The organism is Bowmanella denitrificans, assembly GCF_039522935.1.
GTDB lineage: Bacteria > Pseudomonadota > Gammaproteobacteria > Enterobacterales > Alteromonadaceae > Bowmanella > Bowmanella denitrificans.
Genome location: NZ_BAAAEI010000001.1, coordinates 109386 through 131806, shown reverse-complemented (window position 1 = coordinate 131806; position 22421 = coordinate 109386). Strand labels below are relative to the sequence as shown.

13 protein-coding genes are annotated in these 22421 nt (G+C 52.3%); 7 read left to right on the top strand and 6 right to left on the bottom strand.

What is annotated here, in order from left to right; translation table 11 throughout:
- Positions 1-77 precede the first annotated feature (77 nt).
- The 6 genes from ABD028_RS00525 to ABD028_RS00500 all read right to left on the bottom strand — a co-directional run bounded on the left by ABD028_RS00525 (position 78) and on the right by ABD028_RS00500 (position 10402).
- Entirely contained in the window at positions 78-2300 is a 2223-nt protein-coding gene (locus ABD028_RS00525; protein ID WP_343840404.1) for a GH92 family glycosyl hydrolase, read from the bottom strand.
- Positions 2297-4510: a GH92 family glycosyl hydrolase gene (locus tag ABD028_RS00520; protein ID WP_343840402.1), complete on the bottom strand. Its 2214-nt coding sequence runs from the start codon at positions 4508-4510 to the stop codon at positions 2297-2299. Before ABD028_RS00520 ends, ABD028_RS00525 begins: the two co-directional genes overlap by 4 nt.
- A 74-nt stretch (positions 4511-4584) precedes the next feature.
- Positions 4585-5772, bottom strand: a complete 1188-nt coding sequence (locus tag ABD028_RS00515; RefSeq protein ID WP_343840400.1) for an AGE family epimerase/isomerase — start codon at positions 5770-5772, stop codon at positions 4585-4587.
- Positions 5769-6782, bottom strand: a complete 1014-nt coding sequence (locus tag ABD028_RS00510) for a carbohydrate kinase family protein (protein WP_343840398.1) — start codon at positions 6780-6782, stop codon at positions 5769-5771. The genes ABD028_RS00515 and ABD028_RS00510 overlap by 4 nt, the downstream gene beginning before the upstream one ends.
- A 2-nt stretch (positions 6783-6784) precedes the next feature.
- On the bottom strand, positions 6785-8029 hold the full coding sequence (locus ABD028_RS00505; RefSeq protein WP_172449329.1) for a sugar MFS transporter: 1245 nt from the start codon (positions 8027-8029) through the stop codon (positions 6785-6787).
- Positions 8030-8068: 39 nt separating this feature from the next.
- Complete coding sequence (locus tag ABD028_RS00500) at positions 8069-10402, bottom strand: GH92 family glycosyl hydrolase (RefSeq protein ID WP_343840395.1); 2334 nt, start codon at positions 10400-10402, stop codon at positions 8069-8071.
- 324 nt (positions 10403-10726) lie between these two features.
- On the opposite strand from ABD028_RS00500, the gene ABD028_RS00495 reads away from it, so the two are divergent.
- From ABD028_RS00495 to ABD028_RS00465, 7 genes are all read left to right on the top strand, one after another.
- Complete coding sequence (locus tag ABD028_RS00495; protein ID WP_102796386.1) at positions 10727-11734, top strand: LacI family DNA-binding transcriptional regulator; 1008 nt, start codon at positions 10727-10729, stop codon at positions 11732-11734.
- A gap of 341 nt (positions 11735-12075) precedes the next feature.
- Positions 12076-14976, top strand: coding sequence for a TonB-dependent receptor (locus ABD028_RS00490; protein WP_343840391.1), 2901 nt, complete (start codon positions 12076-12078; stop codon positions 14974-14976).
- A 50-nt stretch (positions 14977-15026) separates the two neighbouring features.
- Positions 15027-17915: a discoidin domain-containing protein gene (locus ABD028_RS00485; protein ID WP_343840388.1), complete on the top strand. Its 2889-nt coding sequence runs from the start codon at positions 15027-15029 to the stop codon at positions 17913-17915.
- Between the two features lie 133 nt (positions 17916-18048).
- Positions 18049-18969 carry a glucosamine kinase nucleotide-binding domain-containing protein gene (locus ABD028_RS00480; RefSeq protein WP_343840386.1) on the top strand — a complete coding sequence of 307 codons (921 nt, stop codon included), beginning with the start codon at positions 18049-18051 and terminating at the stop codon, positions 18967-18969.
- Entirely contained in the window at positions 18966-19934 is a 969-nt protein-coding gene (locus ABD028_RS00475; protein WP_102796382.1) for a glycosylasparaginase, read from the top strand. The genes ABD028_RS00480 and ABD028_RS00475 overlap by 4 nt, the downstream gene beginning before the upstream one ends.
- Positions 19931-21658, top strand: coding sequence for an endo-beta-N-acetylglucosaminidase (locus ABD028_RS00470; protein ID WP_343840380.1), 1728 nt, complete (start codon positions 19931-19933; stop codon positions 21656-21658). Before ABD028_RS00475 ends, ABD028_RS00470 begins: the two co-directional genes overlap by 4 nt.
- Positions 21655-22386, top strand: a complete 732-nt coding sequence (locus ABD028_RS00465; protein WP_343840377.1) for a copper homeostasis protein CutC — start codon at positions 21655-21657, stop codon at positions 22384-22386. Before ABD028_RS00470 ends, ABD028_RS00465 begins: the two co-directional genes overlap by 4 nt.
- Positions 22387-22421: the final 35 nt, after the last annotated feature.

Here is a 22421-nt window from a genome sequence, read left to right as displayed (position 1 = left end):
CACTTTAGTGCGACACTATAATTATCCAAGCGGCAGTCGGGCGTTGGCCCGACCTGCCATCTTAGCCTGCTCAGGCGTTAATAGAATACCAAGCGGCCGCCACTGACCAACGTCTGATGGGTTAAGAATGGTCGTTCTATATCTTGCTGCTGGAATTTAATCCTGACATCTTTATTAGAATTACTATTCTTTTGCTGGTTTTCTATTACCAGGGTTTTGCCAGAATAGTAGTCGGGGTTCAGGTGCAAGGTGACTTTATCGAAACTGGGGGTAAACAAGGCATAGTCCATCAGGCCAGGACTGACCGGGTAAATACCCAGCATGGCAAAAGCCAGCCAGGCCGACATAGTGCCGGTGTCATCGTTGCCGGGTAGACCAGCAGGATGATTGCCATAATGTTCAGCAATCAACTGTTGTACCCGCGCCGAGGTGCGCCAGCTTTGCCCGTCCAGGTAGTTATACAAAAACGGGTAGGTGATATCCGGCTCGTTGGCCATATCAAAATTGCCGGTATCGAAGGTGGCGTCCAGGGCCTGCAAAAAGTTGTGCTGGCCACCCAGCAACTCGATTAGCCCGGGTGTGTCATGGGGTACGTAGAAGCGGTAATTCCAGGCATTGCCTTCAATATACCCCGGAGCCGGTTCAAAATTGCGGCCCAGTTCTGGATCATAAGGGGTCAGCCACTGGCCCTGACGATTTTTAGGCCGCAGCATACCTGTGCTGGGGTCAAACAACTTGCGGTAATGTTGTGCGCGGCGTTGATACTTTTGCTGGTCAGCGGTTTTACCCAAAGCGCCGGCCAGTTGTGCCAGGGTAAAGTCGGCCAGGTAATATTCTAAGCTGGTGGAAACACTGCCGTCATACGGCCCTTCATCATCCACTGGCACATATCCCAAATCCAGGTAATCGGCATTTTCCGGGCGCAGCAGATTGTTGTCTCGCTGCTCGGCGGCGCGCACCATGGCCTGGTAGGCTGCGGCAACATCAAAATCCTGAATGCCGCGCAGGTAGCTGTCGGCAATCATCGGCGTGGCCGGGTCACCCACCATCACCTGAGTTTCCATACCGTAGAGCTCCCATTTGGGTAGCCAGCCGCTCTCACCGGCCATGGCCACGGCAGAGCGTAGCATATCGCTTTGTAATTCCGGATAAAGCAGGCTCAGCAGGGGATGCAAATTGCGGTTGGTATCCCACAGGGAATACACCGTATAGCGGTTTTGCTTGCTGTTGCCAGTGCCCTGTTGGCCCATCAAAGGGTAATCGCCGTTAACATCCTGCAGGATATTGGGGTGAATCAGGCTGTGGTACAAGGCGGTATAAAACAGGGTCTTTTGTTCCTGTTCACCTTGTACTTCCACCCGGTCCAGCAACTTGTCCCAGGCGGCGACGGCCTGACGGCGAACCTTGGCAAAGTCAAAGCCGGGTTGTTCTGCCTGCAGATTGGCACGGGCATTTTCGATGCTGACAAAGGAAATTCCCAGTTGCACTTCCACCGCTTCGTTTTCCTGAGTGTCAAAGCTGAACCAGGCACCAATATCATCGCCGCTTAGTTGCTGGCGATAGTCGGCATAGGGTTTAATACTGTCGTTGTAGCTTATCCAGTCTGCTTCGACATTCTTATAGGCTGGCATTTTCTTCCAGGCGCCCAGCTCAATGGCGGGTTTGCTGAAGCGGGCCACAAAGTAAACCGGCCGTACATCTTCGGCGTTGTAGCAAAAGGTGCCAAGCATGCGGCTGCCCTGTATTTCCTGGTCAGACACTATCTTGAGGCTGGCGCCGGTTTCATTGGTCAGGCCCAGACCCAGATTCAACAGTACATGCGACTTTCCTTTGGGGAAGGTAAAACGGCTCAGACCGGTACGTAAGGTGCTGGTCAGTTCAGCCTTAACCTGATACTTATCCAGCAATGTACTGTAGTAGCCAGGGCTGGCCTGCTCCCTGGAATAGGTACTGCCGTATTCGCGCGCGTCCAGATTCAGCTTGCCGGTGGTGGGCATCAGCAGCATTACCCCGGCTTCCGGGCAGCCGACACCGCTTAAGTTCAGATGACTGAAGCCGGTTAAAAAGCGGTTTTCATGGATATACACCCGGGAATTCCAGGCGTCGTCCTTTTCAAACTTATTTAAGTCGCCACCATAGGCCACATTGAAGGGCGACACCGAGGCCAGCGCATTGGGATACTGCGCGCCCGGGTGGGTGGCGCCAAAATTGGACGTGCCGATAAAGGGATTTACATATTGGCTGTTACCGGCCAGGGGGCCTGTGCTAACCAGCAACAGGCTCAGGATCAGTTTTTTCATGGTGTGGCACTCAGGGTAAAGACCAGCTCACCGCCAGCCAGAATATCTTGATGACTCAGCAAATAACCTTCAAGGGGCTGACCGTTAAGGGTGACCTGTTTAACATACACCTGTTCCGGTCCCTGATTCAGGGTGCGAATCTTAAAGCTGTTACCGTTTTCCAGATAGATTTCAGCGCTGTCCACCTCGGGGCTGCCCAGCACATATTGACCGGATACCGGGTCAACCGGGTAAAACCCCAATGCGCTGAACAGATACCAGGCCGACATTTGCCCGGCATCTTCATTACCGGCCAGGCCGTCTGGCTGGGTGGTGTACAGCGTATGCATAATTTGTCTGACCAGCTTCTGGGTTTTATGCGCCTCGCCCAGATACTGATAGAGATAAGGCACATGATGACTGGGCTCATTGCCGTGCACATACTGGCCGATATAGCCGGAGATCCACTCCGGGAACTCTTCCAGGTTTTGCACTGTATTGAACATGGCATCCAGTTTGGCGCTGACCTGCGCCTTGCCGCCCATCATCTCCACCATACCGGCCACATCATGGGGCACAAAGAAACTATATTGCCAGGCGTTGGCCTCGCAATAATCCTCGGGGTGATAGGCGTTGGGATCAAAAGGTTCGCGGAACTGTCCCTGCTCGTCCAGGGCGCGCATAAAGCCGCTTTGCGCATCAAAATGATGGCGGTAGTTCTGTGCGCGCCTGGCAAAACGCTGATAAATATCCTGCTTGCCAAGGGCTTTGGCCAGACGGGCAATGGCCCAATCGTCATAGGCATATTCCAGGGTCAGGGCCACATTCCATTTACGCTCTGGGTAGGGTACAAAACCGAGTTTCTGATAACTGGCCAGGCCAAACGCCTGTTGTTCGGCGCTTTGCAGAGCAGCCTTAAGCAGCAGTTCGCCGTCGATATCGGTCAGGCCCTTTAAATAAGCATCCACCAACACCGGTACCGAGTGGTAGCCCATCATCATATCGGTTTCATTGCCCTGGAAAATCCATACCGGTAAGCGTCCGGCCACCTGGTAGTGGTCCATCATGCTGTCCATCATTTCCCAGGTGCGGCTTTGGTCAATCAGGGTTTTCCAGGGGTGCAGGGCACGGAAGGTGTCCCATAAGGAGAAAAACTCATAACGTGGGTGGCCTTTTGCCTGATGAATATTGCCATCCGGCCCCTTGTAACGGCCATCCACGTCGGAAAATAACCGCGGTGCCAAAGAGGCATGATACATGGCGGTGTAAAACTGCGTCAGATTATCCTCCGACGCCTTGACTCTGACTTTACTCAGTTCCTTGCGCCAAGCCTGCTGAGCCGCTGCCAGTGTCTGTGGAAAATCCAGCACATGCTGTTCGGCTTGCAGATTGGCTTTAGCATTGTCGAGGCTGACTGAACTGATCGCGGTGTGCACCAACAGTTCCTTGTTGTTGCTAAGGTTAAAATCCAGCTCCAGTGCCAGGTTTTCAGCAAAGGCCTCGGCTTGCGTCAGGATGCGGGCATCGGCCTGAATCACATGTTTGGCAATGGGCTGCGAGAAGCGAGTATAGAAATATACCCGCTGGTCTTTGGCCCAGCCGGTGGATTTGCGGTAGCCGCCAATGCTGTAGGCATCCAGTATTTGCACATGGGTGGCCAGGGTTTTGTCCCAGTTGCGGCTGTAACCTAAATCCAGGCGCACCACACCTTGCTGCGCATCGGCCGGGAAGGTGTATCTTTGCAAACCACTGCGGGCGCCAGCCGTCAGTTCTACATTGATATCATAGTCTGTGAGTCTTACCTGATAATAGCCAGGGCTGGCCTGTTCCTGGTCATGACTGAAGTGCGACACTATGGTGCCCTGCTTAGGCCCTCCCTCGGTCGGCAGCAGGTTGAAGGGCCGGGTCAGGGGCATAAAAGAGATATCATACAAGTCGCCAGCGCCGGTGCCGGACAGATGCGTATGGCTAAAGCCAGCGATAATATTGTCCGGGTAAAAATAGCCGGCTATCCAGTCCCAGCCGGTACGACCATTGTCCGGGCTAAGTTGCACCATACCATGAGGGACGGTAGCGCCAGGGAAGGTTTTGCCTTTACCGTCGGTACCGATCAATGGATCCACATAGGGCAGCGGATCAAACTGATTGGCAACCGGGCTCTCGGGTGGATTGGATTGTTGGTTGCAGGCTGACAGCAATGTGGTCAGCATCAGCGCAAAGAACTTCTTCATCACATCCTCATACTATATGACAGGCAAAGGCCCGTCATAGCGGGCCTGAATTTGTTCTGATGGTCAGAACGGGATTAGTTAAGTGCCGGGTGGCCCATATCACGCAGGACCTCAAAACAGGCGCCCAGAGTGTGATAATCGCACTTGGCGCCCGCCGCACTTTTCTGATTGGAATACTTGGTATTGTCTTTTTTCAGTACCCTGAACCAGGCACCGTATTGGTGATCCACCATATGCTGCCAGCTGTACTGCCACAGCGCCGCATACTGCTCAAGGTATGCTTGCTGCCCCGTGGCTTTGTGCAGCATCGCGGCTGCGGCAAAGCTCTCGGCCTGCACCCAGAAGTATTTGTCGTCGTCACACCAGTTGCCCTGCGGGTCGAAACCATACACCAGGCCGCCGTCCTGTGCATCCCAGGCCTGTTGATAGGCGCGGTCAAACAGGGATTTGGCGCGTTCAAGTTGCCATGGCTGCGGCGCATGGCGATGCAGAATCAGCAGTAACTTGGTCCATTCGGTCTGATGGCCAGGCTGGAAGCCCCAAGGGCGATACAGGTTCTTCGGATCGTCTTTGTTGTATTCCCAATCGGGTTGAAAGCTGGGGGTGTAATGTTCCCATACCAGCCCATCCGTTAAATCGGCCTGACGTACGGCAATGTTCTGTGCCAGCAATTTGGCCCGCTGCAGAAACTGTTTAAGGCCAGTGGCTTCAAAAGCCGCCAGCATAGCTTCACACATATGCATATTGGCGTTCTGGCCGCGATAGGCACTTAATACGCCTGTGGGACTGATTTCATCCGCGTATAAACCGTATTCTTCCTGCCAGAAACGTTGTTCAAGCAAGGTATACACTTTTAGCAGCGGCGCATCGTCTGTGATCAACCTGGCTTTGCGCGCTGCCGCATAGGCCAGCAGCACAAAAGCATAGCCATAGGCCTGCTGGGTCATATCCAGTGGCTGGTGGTTGTTGAGGGTCCAGGCCCAGGTCTGGCTGTCGGCCTGCCAGTGCACATTTTGCAGGTAATCCAGACCGTGTTTGGCAATATCCAGATAGTCCTGGCGGTCAAATACCAGTCCGGCCGTTGCGTAGTTAACAATAATACGGGTGCTGCTGACTAACTGTTTGAAGTGGGTGTCAAATAACTCACCATTATCGAGAAAGTTCTGGTGATAGCCACCGGTGTTATCCACCACTTTGTCGGTGTAAAAATCCAGAATGCTCTGGCAATGGTAAAGCAAAAAATCTTGCGAGTAGAAATTCATACCGGACTCCGGAATAACAGAGGATTAAAGGCACTGGCAGGATGACCATGTTCGGCGAGCCGGGCTTGTATACAAGCCAGATCCGGCAAGGCCGGAAAGGCGCCGGGCTGTGTTACGGCATAGGCGCCGCAGTGCGTGGCAAACAGCAACAAGGATTCAAGTTCCGAGGCATTGGCGAATACATCTGTAACCTGATCAAAACACCCCAGTGCATATAAAAAACCACCGATAAACGCATCGCCACCGGCGGTGGTATCCACCGCTTTGACTTTAGGCGGTTGAATACTGCCCTGCTGGTTTGCCGTGAAATAATCAATGCGGTTGGCGCCGTCTGTTACCAGTAGCAATTGGCACTGTTCGGTCAGGCAGTGGGCGATGTAGTCCTGACAGTTGCCGTTTGCAAGATATTCCAGTTCATCACGGGAAAACTTGACCAGATCAGACTTAGTTACCAGGTTGTTGACCAGCACGCGGTCCGCTTCGCCACTTGCCCACAAGTTATGGCGCAGGTTGACATCAAAGCTAACCAGATTACCGGCACGACGGGCGCAGTCCACAATGTGGCTGGTGCATTCGGCAATATGCCGGGTAGTCAGGGTGTTGCTGCAAAAATGCAAAATGCTGTCACCACTAAACCAGTCGCTGTGCACCTGGTGTTTCTCCAGAATCACATCTGCTGTGTCATGGCGATGAAAGGAAAAGCTGCGGTCGCCACTTTCATCCAGCATCACAAAGGCCAGCGCGGTTTTAGCCTGGGGGTGCTTGAGCAAAAATCTGGTGTCGACACCGTACTGTATCAGTGCATCGGCCAGAAACTCGCCAAACGGATCCTGGCCCACCTGGCCAGCAAAGAAAGCCTGTCCACCAAGGCGAGCCACCGCCACGGCGGCATTGGCTGGTGCGCCGCCCGGATACTGGCGGAATTCCGGCAGGGTAAGCGGCCCCTGACGCGTTGCGCCAATATGCAGAAAATCAATCAGGGCCTCACCAAAACAAAGAATCTTCTTCATGATTACGCCTTTGCCACTTGCAGTTGCTGGTTCTGTTTAGAGCCGCTGATGGCGTACCAGCCGATATACAGATAAGCACACATAGGTACGATAAAGCTGAGCTGTACCGAGCTTTGGTCCGCCACAATGCCTTGCAGCAAGGGCAGAATAGCGCCGCCGACGATGGCCATGCACAGCAAGCCTGAACCACGGGATGTCAGGCGACCCAGGCCACCTATGGCCAGCGAGAAGATGGTGGGGAACATAATGGAATTAAAGAAGCCAACCGCCAGAATCGACCACATGGCCAGTTCCCCGGCACTATTGATGGACAGAACAATCAGGCCAATGGCCAGCATGGCGTTACCGGCCAATACATAAACCGGGGCGATAATGCGGGTTAAGATAGCGCCGATAAAACGGCCAATCATGGCCGCGCCCCAATAATAGGAGACCATGGCACCGGCTTGTTTGGCACTGAGGTTGCCAATATGGGCTTCGGCAAAATAATTCACCAGGAAGCTGCCTATCGCTACTTCGGCGCCCACATATAAGAAGATTGCTAATACGCCGAACATTAACTGGCGATGGCCCAGTACTTCAGACCAGCTTGGTTTGGCCTGTTCGTGCAAGTCGGTGTGGATTTCCGGTAATTTGATGGCCTTAAATAATAACGCCACCAACACAGTGGCCCCGGCAAGAATCAGATAAGGCAACTTAACCGCATCAGCACTGATGGCTTCTGCGGCGGCACCGAAAATCAAAACTGTACCAAATAGCGGCCCCAGGGTGTGACCAAGGGAATTCACCGCTTGCGCCAGATTGAGGCGGCTGGCACTGGTTTTTTCCGGCCCCAGAATAGCCACATACGGGTTGGCCGAAACCTGCAAAACCGTAATACCTGCGGCCAGCACAAATAGCGCCAGCAGGAAGACGCCGTACACTTTGACTTCAGCAGCCGGATAAAATAATGCACAGCCCGCCGCAATAGTGCAAAGACCGCTGATAATACCGCGGCGATAACCGATTTTTTCGATCAGCATGCCGGCAAAGGGCGATACAATGAAGTACGCGCCAAAAAAGCAAAACTGCACCAGCATGGCCTGGGTGTAGTTAAGGGAAAACACTTCCTTGAGGTGCGGGATCAAAATATCGTTGAGGGCAGTGATAAAGCCCCAGATAAAAAACAGGGTGGTCATGGCGGCAAAGGCGAAGTGGCTGCTTTGCCCTTGCCCTGTTGCCTTCTGACCTGATTGGATAACAGCCATATTCTATTCTCGTTGAAGAGGGCGCTGTGCGCCCTGTGGTTAATGGGGTTGGGTTTCCAGCGACATGGAATAAGGCTGAGCCTCTTTGCTACTGGCCCAGGCTTTGTTCGGCTGACCACCCATATCAAACTGCAACTTGCCACCGGACTGAATAACATGATGGTCAAGCCAGCTTTTCTGCAGGGCCTGGCCGTTTAAGCTGGCGGCCTGAATGTAGGGGTGCTGGTCCAGGTTGTTGCTGGACTCAATCACAAATTGCTTGCCGTCTTCCAGGGTCAGGGTGACCTTGTCAAATAATGGGCTGCCTATCACATACTCCGTGGTACCCGGCGTAACAGGATAAAAGCCCAAGGCGCTGAATACGTACCAGGCCGAGGTCTGACCGTTGTCTTCGTCACCGCAATAGCCGTCTGGGGTGGCGGAATACAGTTTGTTCATCACGTCACGCACTTTGTACTGGGCCTTCCAGGGTTGGCCGGCGTGGTTGTACAGATAAATCATATGCTGAATAGGCTGGTTACCGTGGGCGTAGTTACCCATGTTGACGATCTGCATCTCGCGGATTTCGTGAATAGTGAAACCATAGTAAGAATCATCAAACAGCGGCGGCATATCAAATACCTGATCCAGTTTGCTGATAAAGGCCTGCTGACCGCCCATCAGTTGTTTGAGGCCCTCAATATCGTGGAATACCGACCAGGTGTAGTGCAGGGCATTACCTTCAGTAAAGGCGTCACCCCATTTGAGCGGATTAAACGGCGCCTGGAAGCTGCCATCCTGGTTTTTACCACGCATCCAGCCGCTTTGTGGATCAAACAGGTTGCGATAGTTCAGGGCGCGCTGCTTAAACACTGCTGCATCCTGTTCTTTACCCAGCGCTTTGGCCAGTTTGTACAGATTAAAATCGGCAAAGGCATATTCCAGAGTACGTGCGGCATTTTCATGAATGCCCACATCGTAAGGCACATAACCGAGTTTGTTGTAGTAATCCACCCCTTCTCGGCCTACCGATGTCATTGGACGACCCTCGTTCACTTCGGCGTTTTTTTTAACCGCTTGGTACAGAGTGTCCATATCGAAACCGCGAATACCTTTTAAGTAAGCATCAGCAATATTGATGGCGGAATTCGAGCCTACCATCACATTGCGGTGACCGGGGCTGGCCCATTCTGGCAGCCAGCCTGATTCCTTATAGGTGTTGGCCAGGCCTTGCATGATTTGCGCGTCCAGCTCTGGGTACATCAGGGTAAAGAAGGGGAAAACCGCACGGAAGGTGTCCCAGAAGCCGTTATCAGTAAACATATACCCAGGCAGAACTTCGCCGTTGTAAGGGCTGTAATGGATCAGTTGGTTGTCGGCGTCGTATTCATAGAACTTACGCGGGAACAGCAGTACCCGGTACAGGGCCGAGTAAAAGGTACGTACCTGATCCAGGTCCTGGTCTTCCACCCGGATACGTGACAACTCTTGTTGCCAGTGCTGTCTGGCCTTGGCTCGGGTCTGGGCAAAACTATCATGGCCTATTTCACGGCGCAGGTTCAGCTCAGCCTGTTCAAGGCTGATAAACGAAGAGGCCACTTTGGCATGCACCTGTTCGCCACGTTGGGTCTTAAAGCCAATAATGGCGCCCACATGCTCACCTTCGCTTTGCTGACTGTTTATTTGCAGCGACCATTCGTCGTGCCAGGTGTGGGTTAGTTCAAAGTCCTTGTCGAACTCGATCACAAAGTAGTTATGGAAGTTGTCCGGCACACCGCCGTGGTTGTTGCGTGCATAGCCGACAATTTTGCGCTGTTTGGGCAGAATTTTAACCATGGAGCCTTTGTTAAAGGCATCCAGCAAAATATAGGCATTGTCGGTTTGCGGGAAGGTGAAACGAAACTGTGCGGCCCGCTCAGTGGGGGTGACTTCCATCACCGTATCATAGTCGGCCAGGTATACCGAGTAGTGGTCAGGCCCTGCTTGCTCGGCCTTGTGGGAAAACCAGGAGGCGCGCTCATCTTCCTTAAATTTCAGCTCGCCGGTCACTGCCATCAATGAAAAGGCACCGTAGTCATTCAACCAGGGGCTGGGTTGATGGGTCTGCTTAATACCGCGCAGGGTGTCGTCATCATATTTGTAGGTCCAGCCGTCGCCCATCGGTGCAGTCATTGGGGTCCAGAAATGCATGGCCCAGGGCGTGGCGATAGCCGGATAAGTATTGCCATTGGACAGACTGAACTTGGAGTCGGTGCCCATCAAGGGGTTAACATATTGCACCAAATCAGTTTCTACCAGGTTAACCTGTTGTTGTTTGGGCGGTGATTGAGTCTGGTTGGCGCAGGCCAGTAGTGACAGACTGGCAACGGCGGCAAGGCAGGCAGTACGGGTCATGATGCATTCCATTTTTCTGCTGGGCCCGTTAGTAAAACTGAATCCGGGCCAGGTTAATAATTCGTAAAACTGTAATCGATTACATTTGTGGCGTCCAGAGTAAAATCCTCTTCTTGGTTGAAATGCCGGATTTTAACCTTATCCGGTAGTGTAGGAAGCAAAGAAAACCGGCATGTAAGGCAATTTCGAAAATCCATGATATCGATTACATCTTTACTTGCTATTGCTCTGAGGTGGTGAAATCATATAAAGAGTAGGGAAGTTGTGACTTTGCCTCGCCCAACGGAAGGGGCTGAATCAGAAAATAGGAACTGTCATACCGTTATGACCAATATTAAGAAGGTAAGTGAGCTGGCTGGGGTTTCCACGGCTACTGTCTCGCGGGCGTTAAAAAATCCAGAACTGGTTACCGAACAGACCAGAGAAAAGGTCATGAAGGCGGTGCAGAAAGCCGGTTACCGGCCGAACTGGCTGGCAACCAGTGTCAAAACCGGCAAGTCTAATTCTATCGTGGTGCTGGTTCCTAACCTGGTTAACCCTTTCTTTATGCGAATTATTGAAGGCATTGAGCAGGCCGCCCAGGAAAAAGGCTATTCAGTGTTGCTGGGGGATACCCAGGGTAAGGCCAGCCGCGAAAACGAATATGCCAGTATGGTTCTGACTAACAGGGCCGATGGTTTGATACAACTGGACCACTCTTTTCCGTTTTCACAGAATGACGCCGAACTGGCAGAAACTGTGCCTATGGTCAGTGTCTGTGAACGCATTGAAGGTGAGAAGCGCTATCCTTTTATTGAGTTAGATAACTATGCGGCAGGCAGGGCGCTGACTCACCATCTTATCAGTTATGGGCATCGCAGCTTCGGTATTATTGCCGGTCAGCTGACCAGTCAGATTCACCACGACAGGCTGGCTGGCATTCAAAGCGTGTTTAAAGAAGAAGGCATTGAATTTGATCAAAGCATGCTGGTGGGTGGCAGTTACCGTATCGAGACGGGGATTGAAGGTGTGCAGGAACTGCTGCGCCGCGAGCAACGGCCTACCGCGATTTTTTGTTTTAACGATGATATTGCGATTGGTGCCCTGTATGAACTGAAGCGCCATGGCTTGCGCATTCCAGATGATATTTCTGTCACAGGTTTCGATAATGTAAAAGTCTCTGCTTATATGGACCCGCCACTGACTACCGTTGATCAGCCTGCCTATGAAATGGGGCGCAGAGCGGTAGAGGTGTTGATCCAGCAAATTAACCGCCAGCCATTGCAACGCACGCGCGAAATTTTGCCTTTCCAATTGCTGGAGCGTGGCAGCACCGGGCCAGTGAAAAGCTGAGCCATGCTGGCGCTTGTAACATTTATAAACATCATTTATCTGCCTGTTTTTAAATTTGTTTAAAATTAAATTTCCTATTAAACAATAGGTTATCCTCAAGTCTGGTCTCCGCCTCCGTTGCTTTGGTTAAATAAATGTTATTCCCAACAATTTGGAACGTTGACAGTTTGTTGTCAGAAGTCTAGTATTTAAACCAATTTGTAATCGATTACATTTTGGTTTTGTGACCATTTGCAATCGAATCACCAGAAGTAAAAGTGTAAAGCACTGAAATTAAAGACTTATTAAGTCTTGTTGTTGATTTTGTGTTTACGATTACATTAACGCAAGTGGAGAAGCCAATGGCTACCTGGAACACAACAAAAAAATCCTCAGTATCAAGAGGGTTCGCCAAGTCCCTGCTATGTCTTTCGGTAATGAGTGCTATGGGAGCCTCGGCCCAGGCACAGGAAAATAACAATCAGCAACAGGCCGAGGAAACCGAAGTTATTGAAATACGCGGTATCCGCGCTTCTGCGTCTGAAAACCTGGCGGTAAAACGTTTATCTAATTCGGTGGTAGATGCCATTACCGCCGAAGACATCGGTAAGTTTCCGGATAAAAACGTAGCCGACTCGCTGCAACGCGTACCTGGCGTGGTGATTCAGCGTAGCGGCGGTGAGGGCGCAACCGTCAGCATTCGTGGTTTATCATCGGATCTGACCTTTACCCAGCTTAACGGCAACTTTATCGCCTCTTCTCCTGGCGAGCCTTCCCGCTCATTCTCCTACGCGCTGCTACCTTCCACTATGATTGAACGGGTGGAAGTATATAAATCCTCCGAAGCACGTCTGGATGAAGGGGGTATTGGTGGTACGGTGCTGATGCACAGCCGCAAGCCTCTGAATATGGACAAGAATTCCGGTGTTCTGAATATCGAATACACCAACTCCGATATTACCGACAAATATGAACCGCAGTTTAGTGGTATTTATTCCTGGAAAAACGACGACGAAGACTTCGGTATGTTGTTTGGTTATACCCGCCAGGATCGCACCAATGGCTCGCAAAGTGCCAGAGTAAATATCATTAACAAAAACTTCCTGTATCAGGAACGTAAAGATAACCAACTAGTGGAAGGCGGTGCTAAAGGTTACGCCCCGCAGAGTATGGTACAGGAGATTTGGGAAGAAAATCGTGAACGTGAAGGCTATCAGTTCACCGCTCAGTGGCGCGTATCCGACAGCCTTGAATTCGGTATGAACTACTTCCGTTTTACACTGGGCCAGGACGCCATTCTTAATCAGTTGGAATACCCAGAGTGGAACAATAATGACAACTTCTGGACCGATGTACGGGTTGATGCCGATGCAGAGTATGTCACTGGCATTGATTACTCGGTTGGCACATCGGGTTCCCAACGGCTTTCCGCTATTCCCAGGATCAACGGTGAATACATAGTCGAAGAGGCAACTTCCGATACCTTTGATTTCTTCGCCACCTATGAAGGGGATAACTACAAGGCCAGACTCACCTTTGGTAAAACAGAAGCCGAAGGCGGACCGTCAGAGAAGTACCGAGCGGCTTACTATGCCAATGAAGCCTCTTTGTACTATGGCTACGATCTGTCTGGCCATCGTATGACCACCTATATGGATCCTAATATGATCAATAATCTGGTGGCAGGTATTGGTGGTCAGGCGGATGTGGGCGCCACAGATTCAAGCTTTGTTACCGGCACGCAGGAAGAAAAATACGCCAGTCTGGATGTGGATTATTACGTTGATTGGGGCATAGTCGACACCTTGCGCTTTGGCGGTAAATACCGCAATGGCAAGATTCACCGCGATACCCGCAATACCTTCTATCTGGCCCCGGATTTTGATATTGCAGCAGCGGAAGCCAGTGGCGGTATCAATCTGGATGACGATTACTCCCGTAATGGCGGTATTCCTGATATTACCAAAGTGGTGAAATCCGAGTCTCTTGGCAATCTGTCCGATGTGATTAACACCAATTTGTTCCCAGCAGTAGATTGGCACAAATACCAGCAGCACCTGGTGGACAACTTCGTTAAATATACGCGTATCGAGCCAAACTATGTATACGGCGTAGAAGAGGAAATCGCGGCCGCTTATATGCAGGCAGATTATCGCTATAAGAGTTTGCGCGGCAACCTGGGTCTGCGTTTTGTGCGTACCACCACTACATCGGGTTCGTCCGACAAGATTCTTTATCGTCTGGATTGGAAAGATGCCAACGGCGATATGTTGCCGGAAGATGAGCAGCGGGTTGAAGATTTTGTCTACATTGAAAAAGAGAATACCGAAAACAAGTTACTGCCCAGCTTTAACCTGGTGTGGGATATCGATGACAACTGGGTTTGGCGTGTCGCCGCTTCTAAAGTGATGGCCAGACCTGGATACGATGAAATTGGTCAGTTCCAGACCCTGACTTACACTTCTAACGAATACTCGGCAGACCGCTCGGCAGCCGATGACTTTGATACCATCCGCGATGCAGAGGGTTGGACAGGCTCTGGTGGTAACTCCAGTCTGAAACCTCTGGAGTCCACCCAGTTTGATACTTCACTGGAATATTACTATGGCGAGGGCTCTGGCTTTGGTATTGCGTTCTTCAAGAAGGACGTAGACAACTTTGTTGTGCCATTGATTATAGATACGACACGCAGTCTGCCAGAAGTGCAATTCACCCTGCCAAATGCCGGAGACAAAGTGGTTAATGCTGGCGGTGAAAACTTACTGGTACGTGATTTCAGTACGGTAGCCAACGGCACCAATGCCAGTTCAACAGGTACTGAGGTGTTCTGGCAGCATTTCTTCGACAATGGCTTTGGCTTGTATGCCAACTACACCCGCAACAACACTAACCAGGCGAATGTTGAGCTGGATGGTGAAAAAGTAGGCGAATCTCCGCTGATTGGTAGCTCCAAATATCAATGGAACCTGTCGGCTTTCTATGAAGATGACCTATTCAGTGTGCGTGCGTCCTATAACAAGCGTGGCCCCAGTGTTGGCAGCTATTCAGCGTCCTGGGAAACCAACTTCTATACGGCAGCGTATGACCAGGTGGATATCAATGCCAGCTATAACCTGACTGACAATCTGGTGCTGTCTGCCTCAGTGATCAACCTGACCAAGTCTGACACCTACCGATACCTCGGTGACGATACGGACAACCGCTTTATTCAGAATGCTTACAGCGGCCGTCGTTTCTATATGGGTGCCACTTACAGGTTTTAAGGGATTGCCCGCGCTGGCGGGCAACCGGTAAAAGATTCAGAGGAATAACAATGAAAAAGTTTAACAACAATAAGTTATATGCAGTGGTAGCACTGGCCATGAGTGGTCTGTATGGCTGTGGCGGCGCTGGTGAAGCAGAACCAACCAACATTCCCGTTGAGATTGACTATACCTCGGCAGATATCAGCGGTTCAGCGGTGAAAGGTACCCTGAGCAATGCCTTGGTGACTGTGTCGCAAATGAACGGCGCTGAAATCAATATGGGTTCCGAAAGCCGTACCGGTGCAGACGGACGGGTTAGTTTTAGCGTTGAAGCCAAACAAGGTTTTGGCATCAACGGTATGTTCAAAGTGGATGTTACCGCTGATGCGAATGCCAGTATGGTGTGTGATGCCATTAGCTGTGCCGGCGTAGACATGGGTGACTTACTCAGCGGCGCACCGCTGGAAGGAACTAAGTTTACTACCCTGACCTATGTGCAGGTACCCTATGCCAGTGGTTCTGATGGTGTGGCAGATGCCAGTTTTCAGGCCAATGCGCTGACAACTATGGCTGCCAAGCTGGTGGCCGACCAGGTGGCTGGCGGCCGCAACGTGTCGGTACGTCCGTTATACGAGCTGACATTGTCTGACAACTCTCAAACTTTGCTTAAAGCGTTGGGTGTCAGTGCTAAAGCCAATGTTTTCAGCACTGAGCTGGTAAGCGCTGAGTCCTATGACAACTTTGTTACTGGTGAAAGTTGTGAGGATGTGGCGCAGGTAGATGACCAAGGTAATCCTGTCACCGACGCGGAAGGTAACCCTGTTACCGAGCAAGTTTGTGTGGATACCCTGGTCAGCGGCGATATTATCAAGCTGTCACTGGCCAATGCGGCCTTTGCACATCTGAGTGAAGGTGAAAGCTTCAGCGGCTTAATGGGGGCTGTGACCGATGCCGTTGCCGTGGCACTTGAAGGTGACGTGAGTTCGCTAACCCCTATTCGTGAACGTCTGCTGGCGTCTGTCAGCGCGGTACCTTATTTAGACAAGTTATCACTTACCGCTGATAGCGTGATTGATCTGTCACTGGCATTTTTGGACAGCGACACCAGCTCAGGTCCAGTGCAGGAAGTGACTACGGAGGCCAATCTGGCCTCAGCTGTGATCACTGGCCGCAATCGTATCAGCGATGCCGAAGCCGAAGCCATGGTGTTTGACGGCAATGTCGAAACCAAGTGGCTGGATCATAATGAGTGGAAAGGCGCGCCAAGCGTTGAAGACCCGTCCTGGTTACAGGTGCAATTTGCCCAGCCGCAAGCGGTAAGCAGTTTGTTTATTACCAGTGCCAACGATGCCCCGGCTCGTGACCCGGAAAATTTCCAGGTGCTGGCCTCCAACGATGGCACAAGCTGGATAACGCTGGCCGAGTTTATTGGCGAAACCTTTGACGAGCGCTATGAGCGTAAGGAATTCCGTTTTGTAAACGGTCTGGAATTTACCCATTACCGCCTGAATATCACCAAAAACAAAGGTGATGACACCCTGATGCAAATTGCCGAGGTGGAGTTTGTCGGGCCTATCTATACCAGCGCCGACCATACTGATCCGGTGGGCATTACCACCATCACGGCCCGTAACCGCATTGGTGATGCAGAAGCCGAAACCATGGCGTTTGATAACAATATCGAAACCAAGTGGTTGGATCACAATGACTGGAAAGGTGCGCCTTCGGTGGAAGACCCTTCCTGGGTGCAGGTTGATCTGCCTGAGCCAAAGGCGGTAGATACCCTGGTTATCACCAGCGCCAATGACGCTGATGCCCGTGACCCTGAAAACTTCAACCTGCAAGGCTCTAATGACGGTGAAAACTGGATCACTCTGTCTGAATGGATCGGTGAAAGCTTTGATGAGCGTTACCAGCGTCGTCAGTTCAGTGTGGCCAACAGCCTGGCATTCAGCTCCTATAAGCTGAATATCACCAAAAACAAAGGTGACGACACCCTGATGCAGATTGCCGAAATTGGTCTGGTTGGGCCTAAACTGCCTGATCTGAACCATGCCCTGATGGACGGCAAAGTGGTGACCTTCCGTAATGCCATTAGTGATACCGAGGCCGGTCAAATGGCTATGGACGGTGATGTCGAAACCAAATGGCTGGACCACAATGAATGGAAGGGCGCGCCCAGTGAGGAAGCACCTTCCTGGATAGCCGTGCAATTCCCAACGCCGGTGGCGGTTAACAAGCTGGCACTGGTCAGCGCCAATGATGCCGATGCCCGTGACCCGGAGAACTTTAACCTGCAAGCCTCTGACGATGGTGAAAACTGGGTGACTCTGGGTAGTTGGATTGGTGAAGGTTTCGACGAGCGTTTTGAACGTCGTCTGTTCCCCTTCAGTAACGACCTGGGCTTTAGCCATTACCGTCTGAACATCACTAAGAACAAGGGTGATGATACGCTGATGCAAGTGGCTGAGATTGAGTTGATTGGTCCACAATATCAGTCTGTTGATCACTCCGCAGCAGCTGGTGCGGTATTCAGTGCCAGAAATCGTATCGGTGATGCTGAAGCGGAAAGCATGGCCTTTGACGACGATATCAACACCAAATGGCTGGATCACAATGAATGGAAAGGCGCACCTTCCGAAGAGGACCCATCTTGGGTGCAGGTGGACCTGCCACAGGCCAAAATCGTCAGCAGTATCGCCATTACCAGTGCCAATGACGCCGACGCCCGCGACCCTGAGAACTTCAATATTGAAGGCTCAAACGACGGCGGTGTGACCTGGACCCGTCTGGGTAGCTGGATTGGTGAATCCTGGGACAATCGTTATGAGCGTAAGCTGTTTGAAATGGGCAATGGTTTTGCTTTCAACACCTATCGTATCAATATCACCAAAAACAAAGGTGATGACACCCTGATGCAGATAGCTGAGATCGAACTTATCGGTCCCGATCTGTAAAAGCCGATGGCGGCCGATAGGTATCGGCCAGCCTTGCATGATTGCCGCACGGGCCGACAACCCGCTGCGGCAAAATGTTTGGTAGGGTAGAAATACGGCCCGGACTTTGTTGTTACGAAAGGGGCCACCAAACATGAACGAGGTAAGTGTGAAAGACCCAAAACAACAGCATCAAAGCGCCCTTTATATGGGTATTGACGGTGGTGGCAGCCATTGCCGGGCGATGCTCCAGGATGCCCGTGGCAACCTGCTTGGACAAGGCCAAGGTGGACCCGCCAACCCTGTGTATGGATTGCAACAAAGTATCGATTCCATTCTGACCGCGACCCACCAGGCATTGGATGAAGCCGGATTGGCAAGCAGTGATCTGAGCAACATTGTCGTGGGTGGGGGACTGGCCGGCTTGCATTTGCCCCGTATGCAGGAAGCTATGCAGAAATGGCAACACCCCTTTGCAGCTTTGTATCTGACCACGGATTTGCATGCCGCCGCACTGGGGGCACATCAGGGTATGGATGGTGGCGTGATTATTCTGGGTACGGGGTTCAGCTCGCTAGCCTCATGCAAGGGTAAGCTCACTCAGGTTGGAGGCTATGGCTTTCCTATTAATGCCACCTGCAGCGGCTCATGGTTTGGCCTTGAAGCGGTTAAAGCCGTGCTGCTGGATGTGGACGGTGTGGGCTTATCTACCAGTTTGACCCAGGCGCTGCTAATGGGGCGCAGTGCTACTGAGCTGGCGGAAGACTTTATGCATGCCACTGCCACAGACTACGCCAAACTGGCGCCGCTGGTATTCGAGCAGGCTGATATCGGCGACAAAGTCAGTCTTGGCTTAATCCAGCAAGGAGCGGCTTTTATTAATCAGGTGATCCGACGTTTGCTGGCCACCGGTGTCACCCGTCTGGCCATGATTGGCGGTATTACCGAACGTATTAAGCCCTGGCTGGATCCGCAGTTACTTGCCACCATTAACACGGCCCTGGCCAGTCCTCAGCAGGGTGCTTTGTTATATGCCAGACAACAACATGCATTGGTCACAAAGGATAAGTCATGAGCTCAAGACGGGATTTTCTGAAGCTATCGGCCCTCACTGGTGCCCTGAGTTTTTTGCTGCCCAAAGCGGCCAGAGCCGCAGCTAAGATCAACAAGCCCATCGTGGTTTCCACCTGGGAACATGGTATGCCTGCCAATCAGGCGGCCTGGGACGTGTTAAAAACCGGTGGCCGTGCATTGGATGCGGTGGAAGCCGGAGTGCGGATACCAGAAGCGGACCCAAAAGTGCGTACAGTCGGACTGGGCGGTTATCCCGACCGGGAAGGCAAGGTGACCCTGGATGCCTGCATTATGGACGAACATATGAACTGCGGTTCGGTGGCCTTTTTGCAGGATATCAAACACCCCATTTCGGTGGCACGTAAGGTCATGGAAAACACCCCGCATGTGATGCTGGTAGGGGAAGGGGCCAAGCAATTTGCCTTGCAGCAGGGCTTTATTGAAGAAGACCTGCTGACCGCTGAATCCAGGGCCGACTGGCAACAGTGGCTGCAGGATCAGCAGGTGCAGATGATCAATATTGAAAATCACGACACCATCGGCATGCTGGCGCTGGACAGTGACGGCAACCTAAGCGGTGCCTGCACTACCAGTGGTGCGGCGTATAAGATGCACGGCCGGGTTGGCGATTCGCCACTGATCGGCGCCGGTTTGTATGTAGACAATGAGGTCGGTGCTGCTACCGCCACGGGTATGGGCGAACTGATGATTAAAACCGTGGGTTGCCATTTAGTGGTGGAACTGATGCGTCAGGGGGCCAGCCCGGAAGAAGCCTGTCGTCAGGCGGTACTGCGCATTGCTAAAAAACTTGGTGACTATGCCCAGTTTCAGGTGGGTTTTCTGGCTCTGAATAAACGCGGCGAATATGGCGCCTATTGTATTCAGAGTGGCTTTAACTATGCAGTACAGCAGCAAAGTGGTGCACAACTTATCGATGGTAAGAGCCTGCTGGGAGATAAGGCGTGAAGACAAAGGCTTTGTTAGGGGGGTTGTTAGCCCTGATGTACTGTGCTTATTTACCTGTGAGTGCCGAGCCGCTGGCCAGCATTCAGTCCAGTCAGCCACCCTTTGCCCTGACCATTGAGCAAACCCGCAACTGGTCACCCGAGGCGGCCACCGCCAGTCGCGATAATGTCTCGAATGTGGCTCTGGCACGGCGTTTCAGCGCACCACTACCTGGCCAGCAGGGTTCCGCTGCAAAAGTCTTGTACGCCCCCGATGGCATGAATAATTTCGCTAATTACCTGCGCGCCCAGCCACAGTTTAATTTGTATAACTTTACCCATTGGTCACAGATAGATGTACTGAACTGGTTTGCCGGTACGGCTGATTTGACGGTGCAGATCCCGGCCCGGCCCTGGGTGGATACTGCGCATAAAAATGGTGTAAAGGTTATAGGTTCGGTATTTCTTGGCGTGGCCCAGTGGGGCGGTAACGCGGATACCGTGGCAGCGCTGCTTGAACAGGACAGCCAGGGGCGTTTTATCCTGGCCGATAAACTGATTGAAATTGCCTCATTCTATGGTTTTGACGGTTGGTTGATTAATCAGGAAACCGACCTGACTGCGGTAAAAGATGCCGATAATCAGTTAGTGAAAGACCAGCGTGACCCTCAGCGCGGCCGTGAGCTTGCCAGCCGCATGCTGGCGTTTATGCAGTACCTGACAGCCAATGCTCCGCAGGGCATGGAGATTCACTGGTACGACTCAATGCTGGCCAGCGGCGAGGTGCGTTGGCAAAACCAGTTGAATGATAACAATCAGGCATTTCTGCAAGACCAGGTACGCTCCTCTGATGCCATCTTTCTGAATTACTGGTGGAATCAGCAGATGGTGCAATCCTCGGTCGCTAAGGCCAGAGAGATCGGCCGCAGTCCATTTGATGTATACGTAGGCGCTGACCTTTGGCCAAGCCGCAATGCCCAGCGCGCGTTCAGCCGTTATCAATGGCTGGATTGGTTGTTTGAAGATGGCCAGGCTCTGGCGTCCATTGCCCTGTTTGCACCTAATGTAAATTACAACTTTGATGGTGAAGCGCACACCCCGGCGTTCAGTCAGTTTGATAATGATGCCCAGGATGAGGCCGCCTTCTATGCCAGCGAAGTACGTTTATTTGCCGGTGATGACCTGAATCTGGCCAGCCTCGATAAAGATGGCTGGAAAGGAATTGGCGCTTATTTGCCGGTGAAGTCGACGATCACGGCCTTACCCCTTGTGACCAGCTTCAATACCGGGCAAGGCAAGGTCTGGATGGAAAATGGCGACAAGCGTGGTGGTCCCTGGACAGATATGAGCCGCCAGGATCTGTTGCCCACCTGGCAGTTTGCCCATAACGGGCCATTGTCACTTCACTTTGATTTCGATCAGGTCTTTGCTGGCGGCAGCAGCCTTGCTATTCAAGCTGACAAAGGTATGGCAGGGCAGGCGCGGCTATTTGCCACCGAACTGATGATGACCTCCTCCACCCGCCTTAAGCTGGTGACTAAAGGCGATGCGCAGGGACTAGCCTTGAGTCTGCAAACGGCCGACGGTCAGAGCATGACGCTGGCGATTAAAAGCTCCACTAATTGGGCCACACAGCGATTTGAGCTGGCTGAGCTGGCCGGTAAAAAGCTGACCGCCATAGGTTTGCAGACCGACGGCGGGCAACCGCTGCAAGCTTATCTTGGTCATCTGGAGTTATTGCCATGATCGGGCTGGAAGTCTGCGTAAACGCCGATGACCTGCAAAACCTGGAACGGGACGTTCAGGCGGCCCGACAAGGCGGCGCTGTGCGTATTGAACTGTGCGGGCAGATGCAGCTAGACGGCCTGACCCCCAGTGTTGAAGCGATGCACATTGCCCGCGACGCCTTTGCTGATGTGCCTGGCATGTTGGTGATGATCCGTCCCCGTGGTGGTGACTTTTGCTACGCCATGCAAGATCTACTGCAGATGCAGGAAAGCCTGTACCAGGCTGCTGAATGTGGTGCCGACGGTGTGGTGTTTGGCCTGCTCAACGCAGAGGCTGAGTTGGATCTGGGTCCCCTTAAACGCCTGGTGGACCTGGCCCATCAACTTTCCCTGCCAGTCACCTTTCATCGCGCCTTTGATGCCCTGCGCCGTCCCGAGGTTGCGTTGGAACAGCTGATTGACCTTGGGGTCAGGCGCATTCTGAGTGCAGGAGCGCCCTGGGATAGCCGGCAGGGAGTGACGGCAGGACTGCAAAGATTAGGCGATTACATTGCCCAGGCCAAAGACCGTATTGAGGTGGTGGCCGGTGGCGGTATTCACCTACACAACCTTGCCCAGGTATACGAACACCTGGCGCCATTAGGCCAGTGCTGGTCAGTGCATAGCTATTCGGCCCTGCTGGAAGAAGGCAGGGTCAGTCAGGCCAGGGTGGCAGAGATGACGGCCCGCTGTGGGCCGGCTAATTAGTTGTATCCCGGTTGGGAACCATTCATTTATTTTCA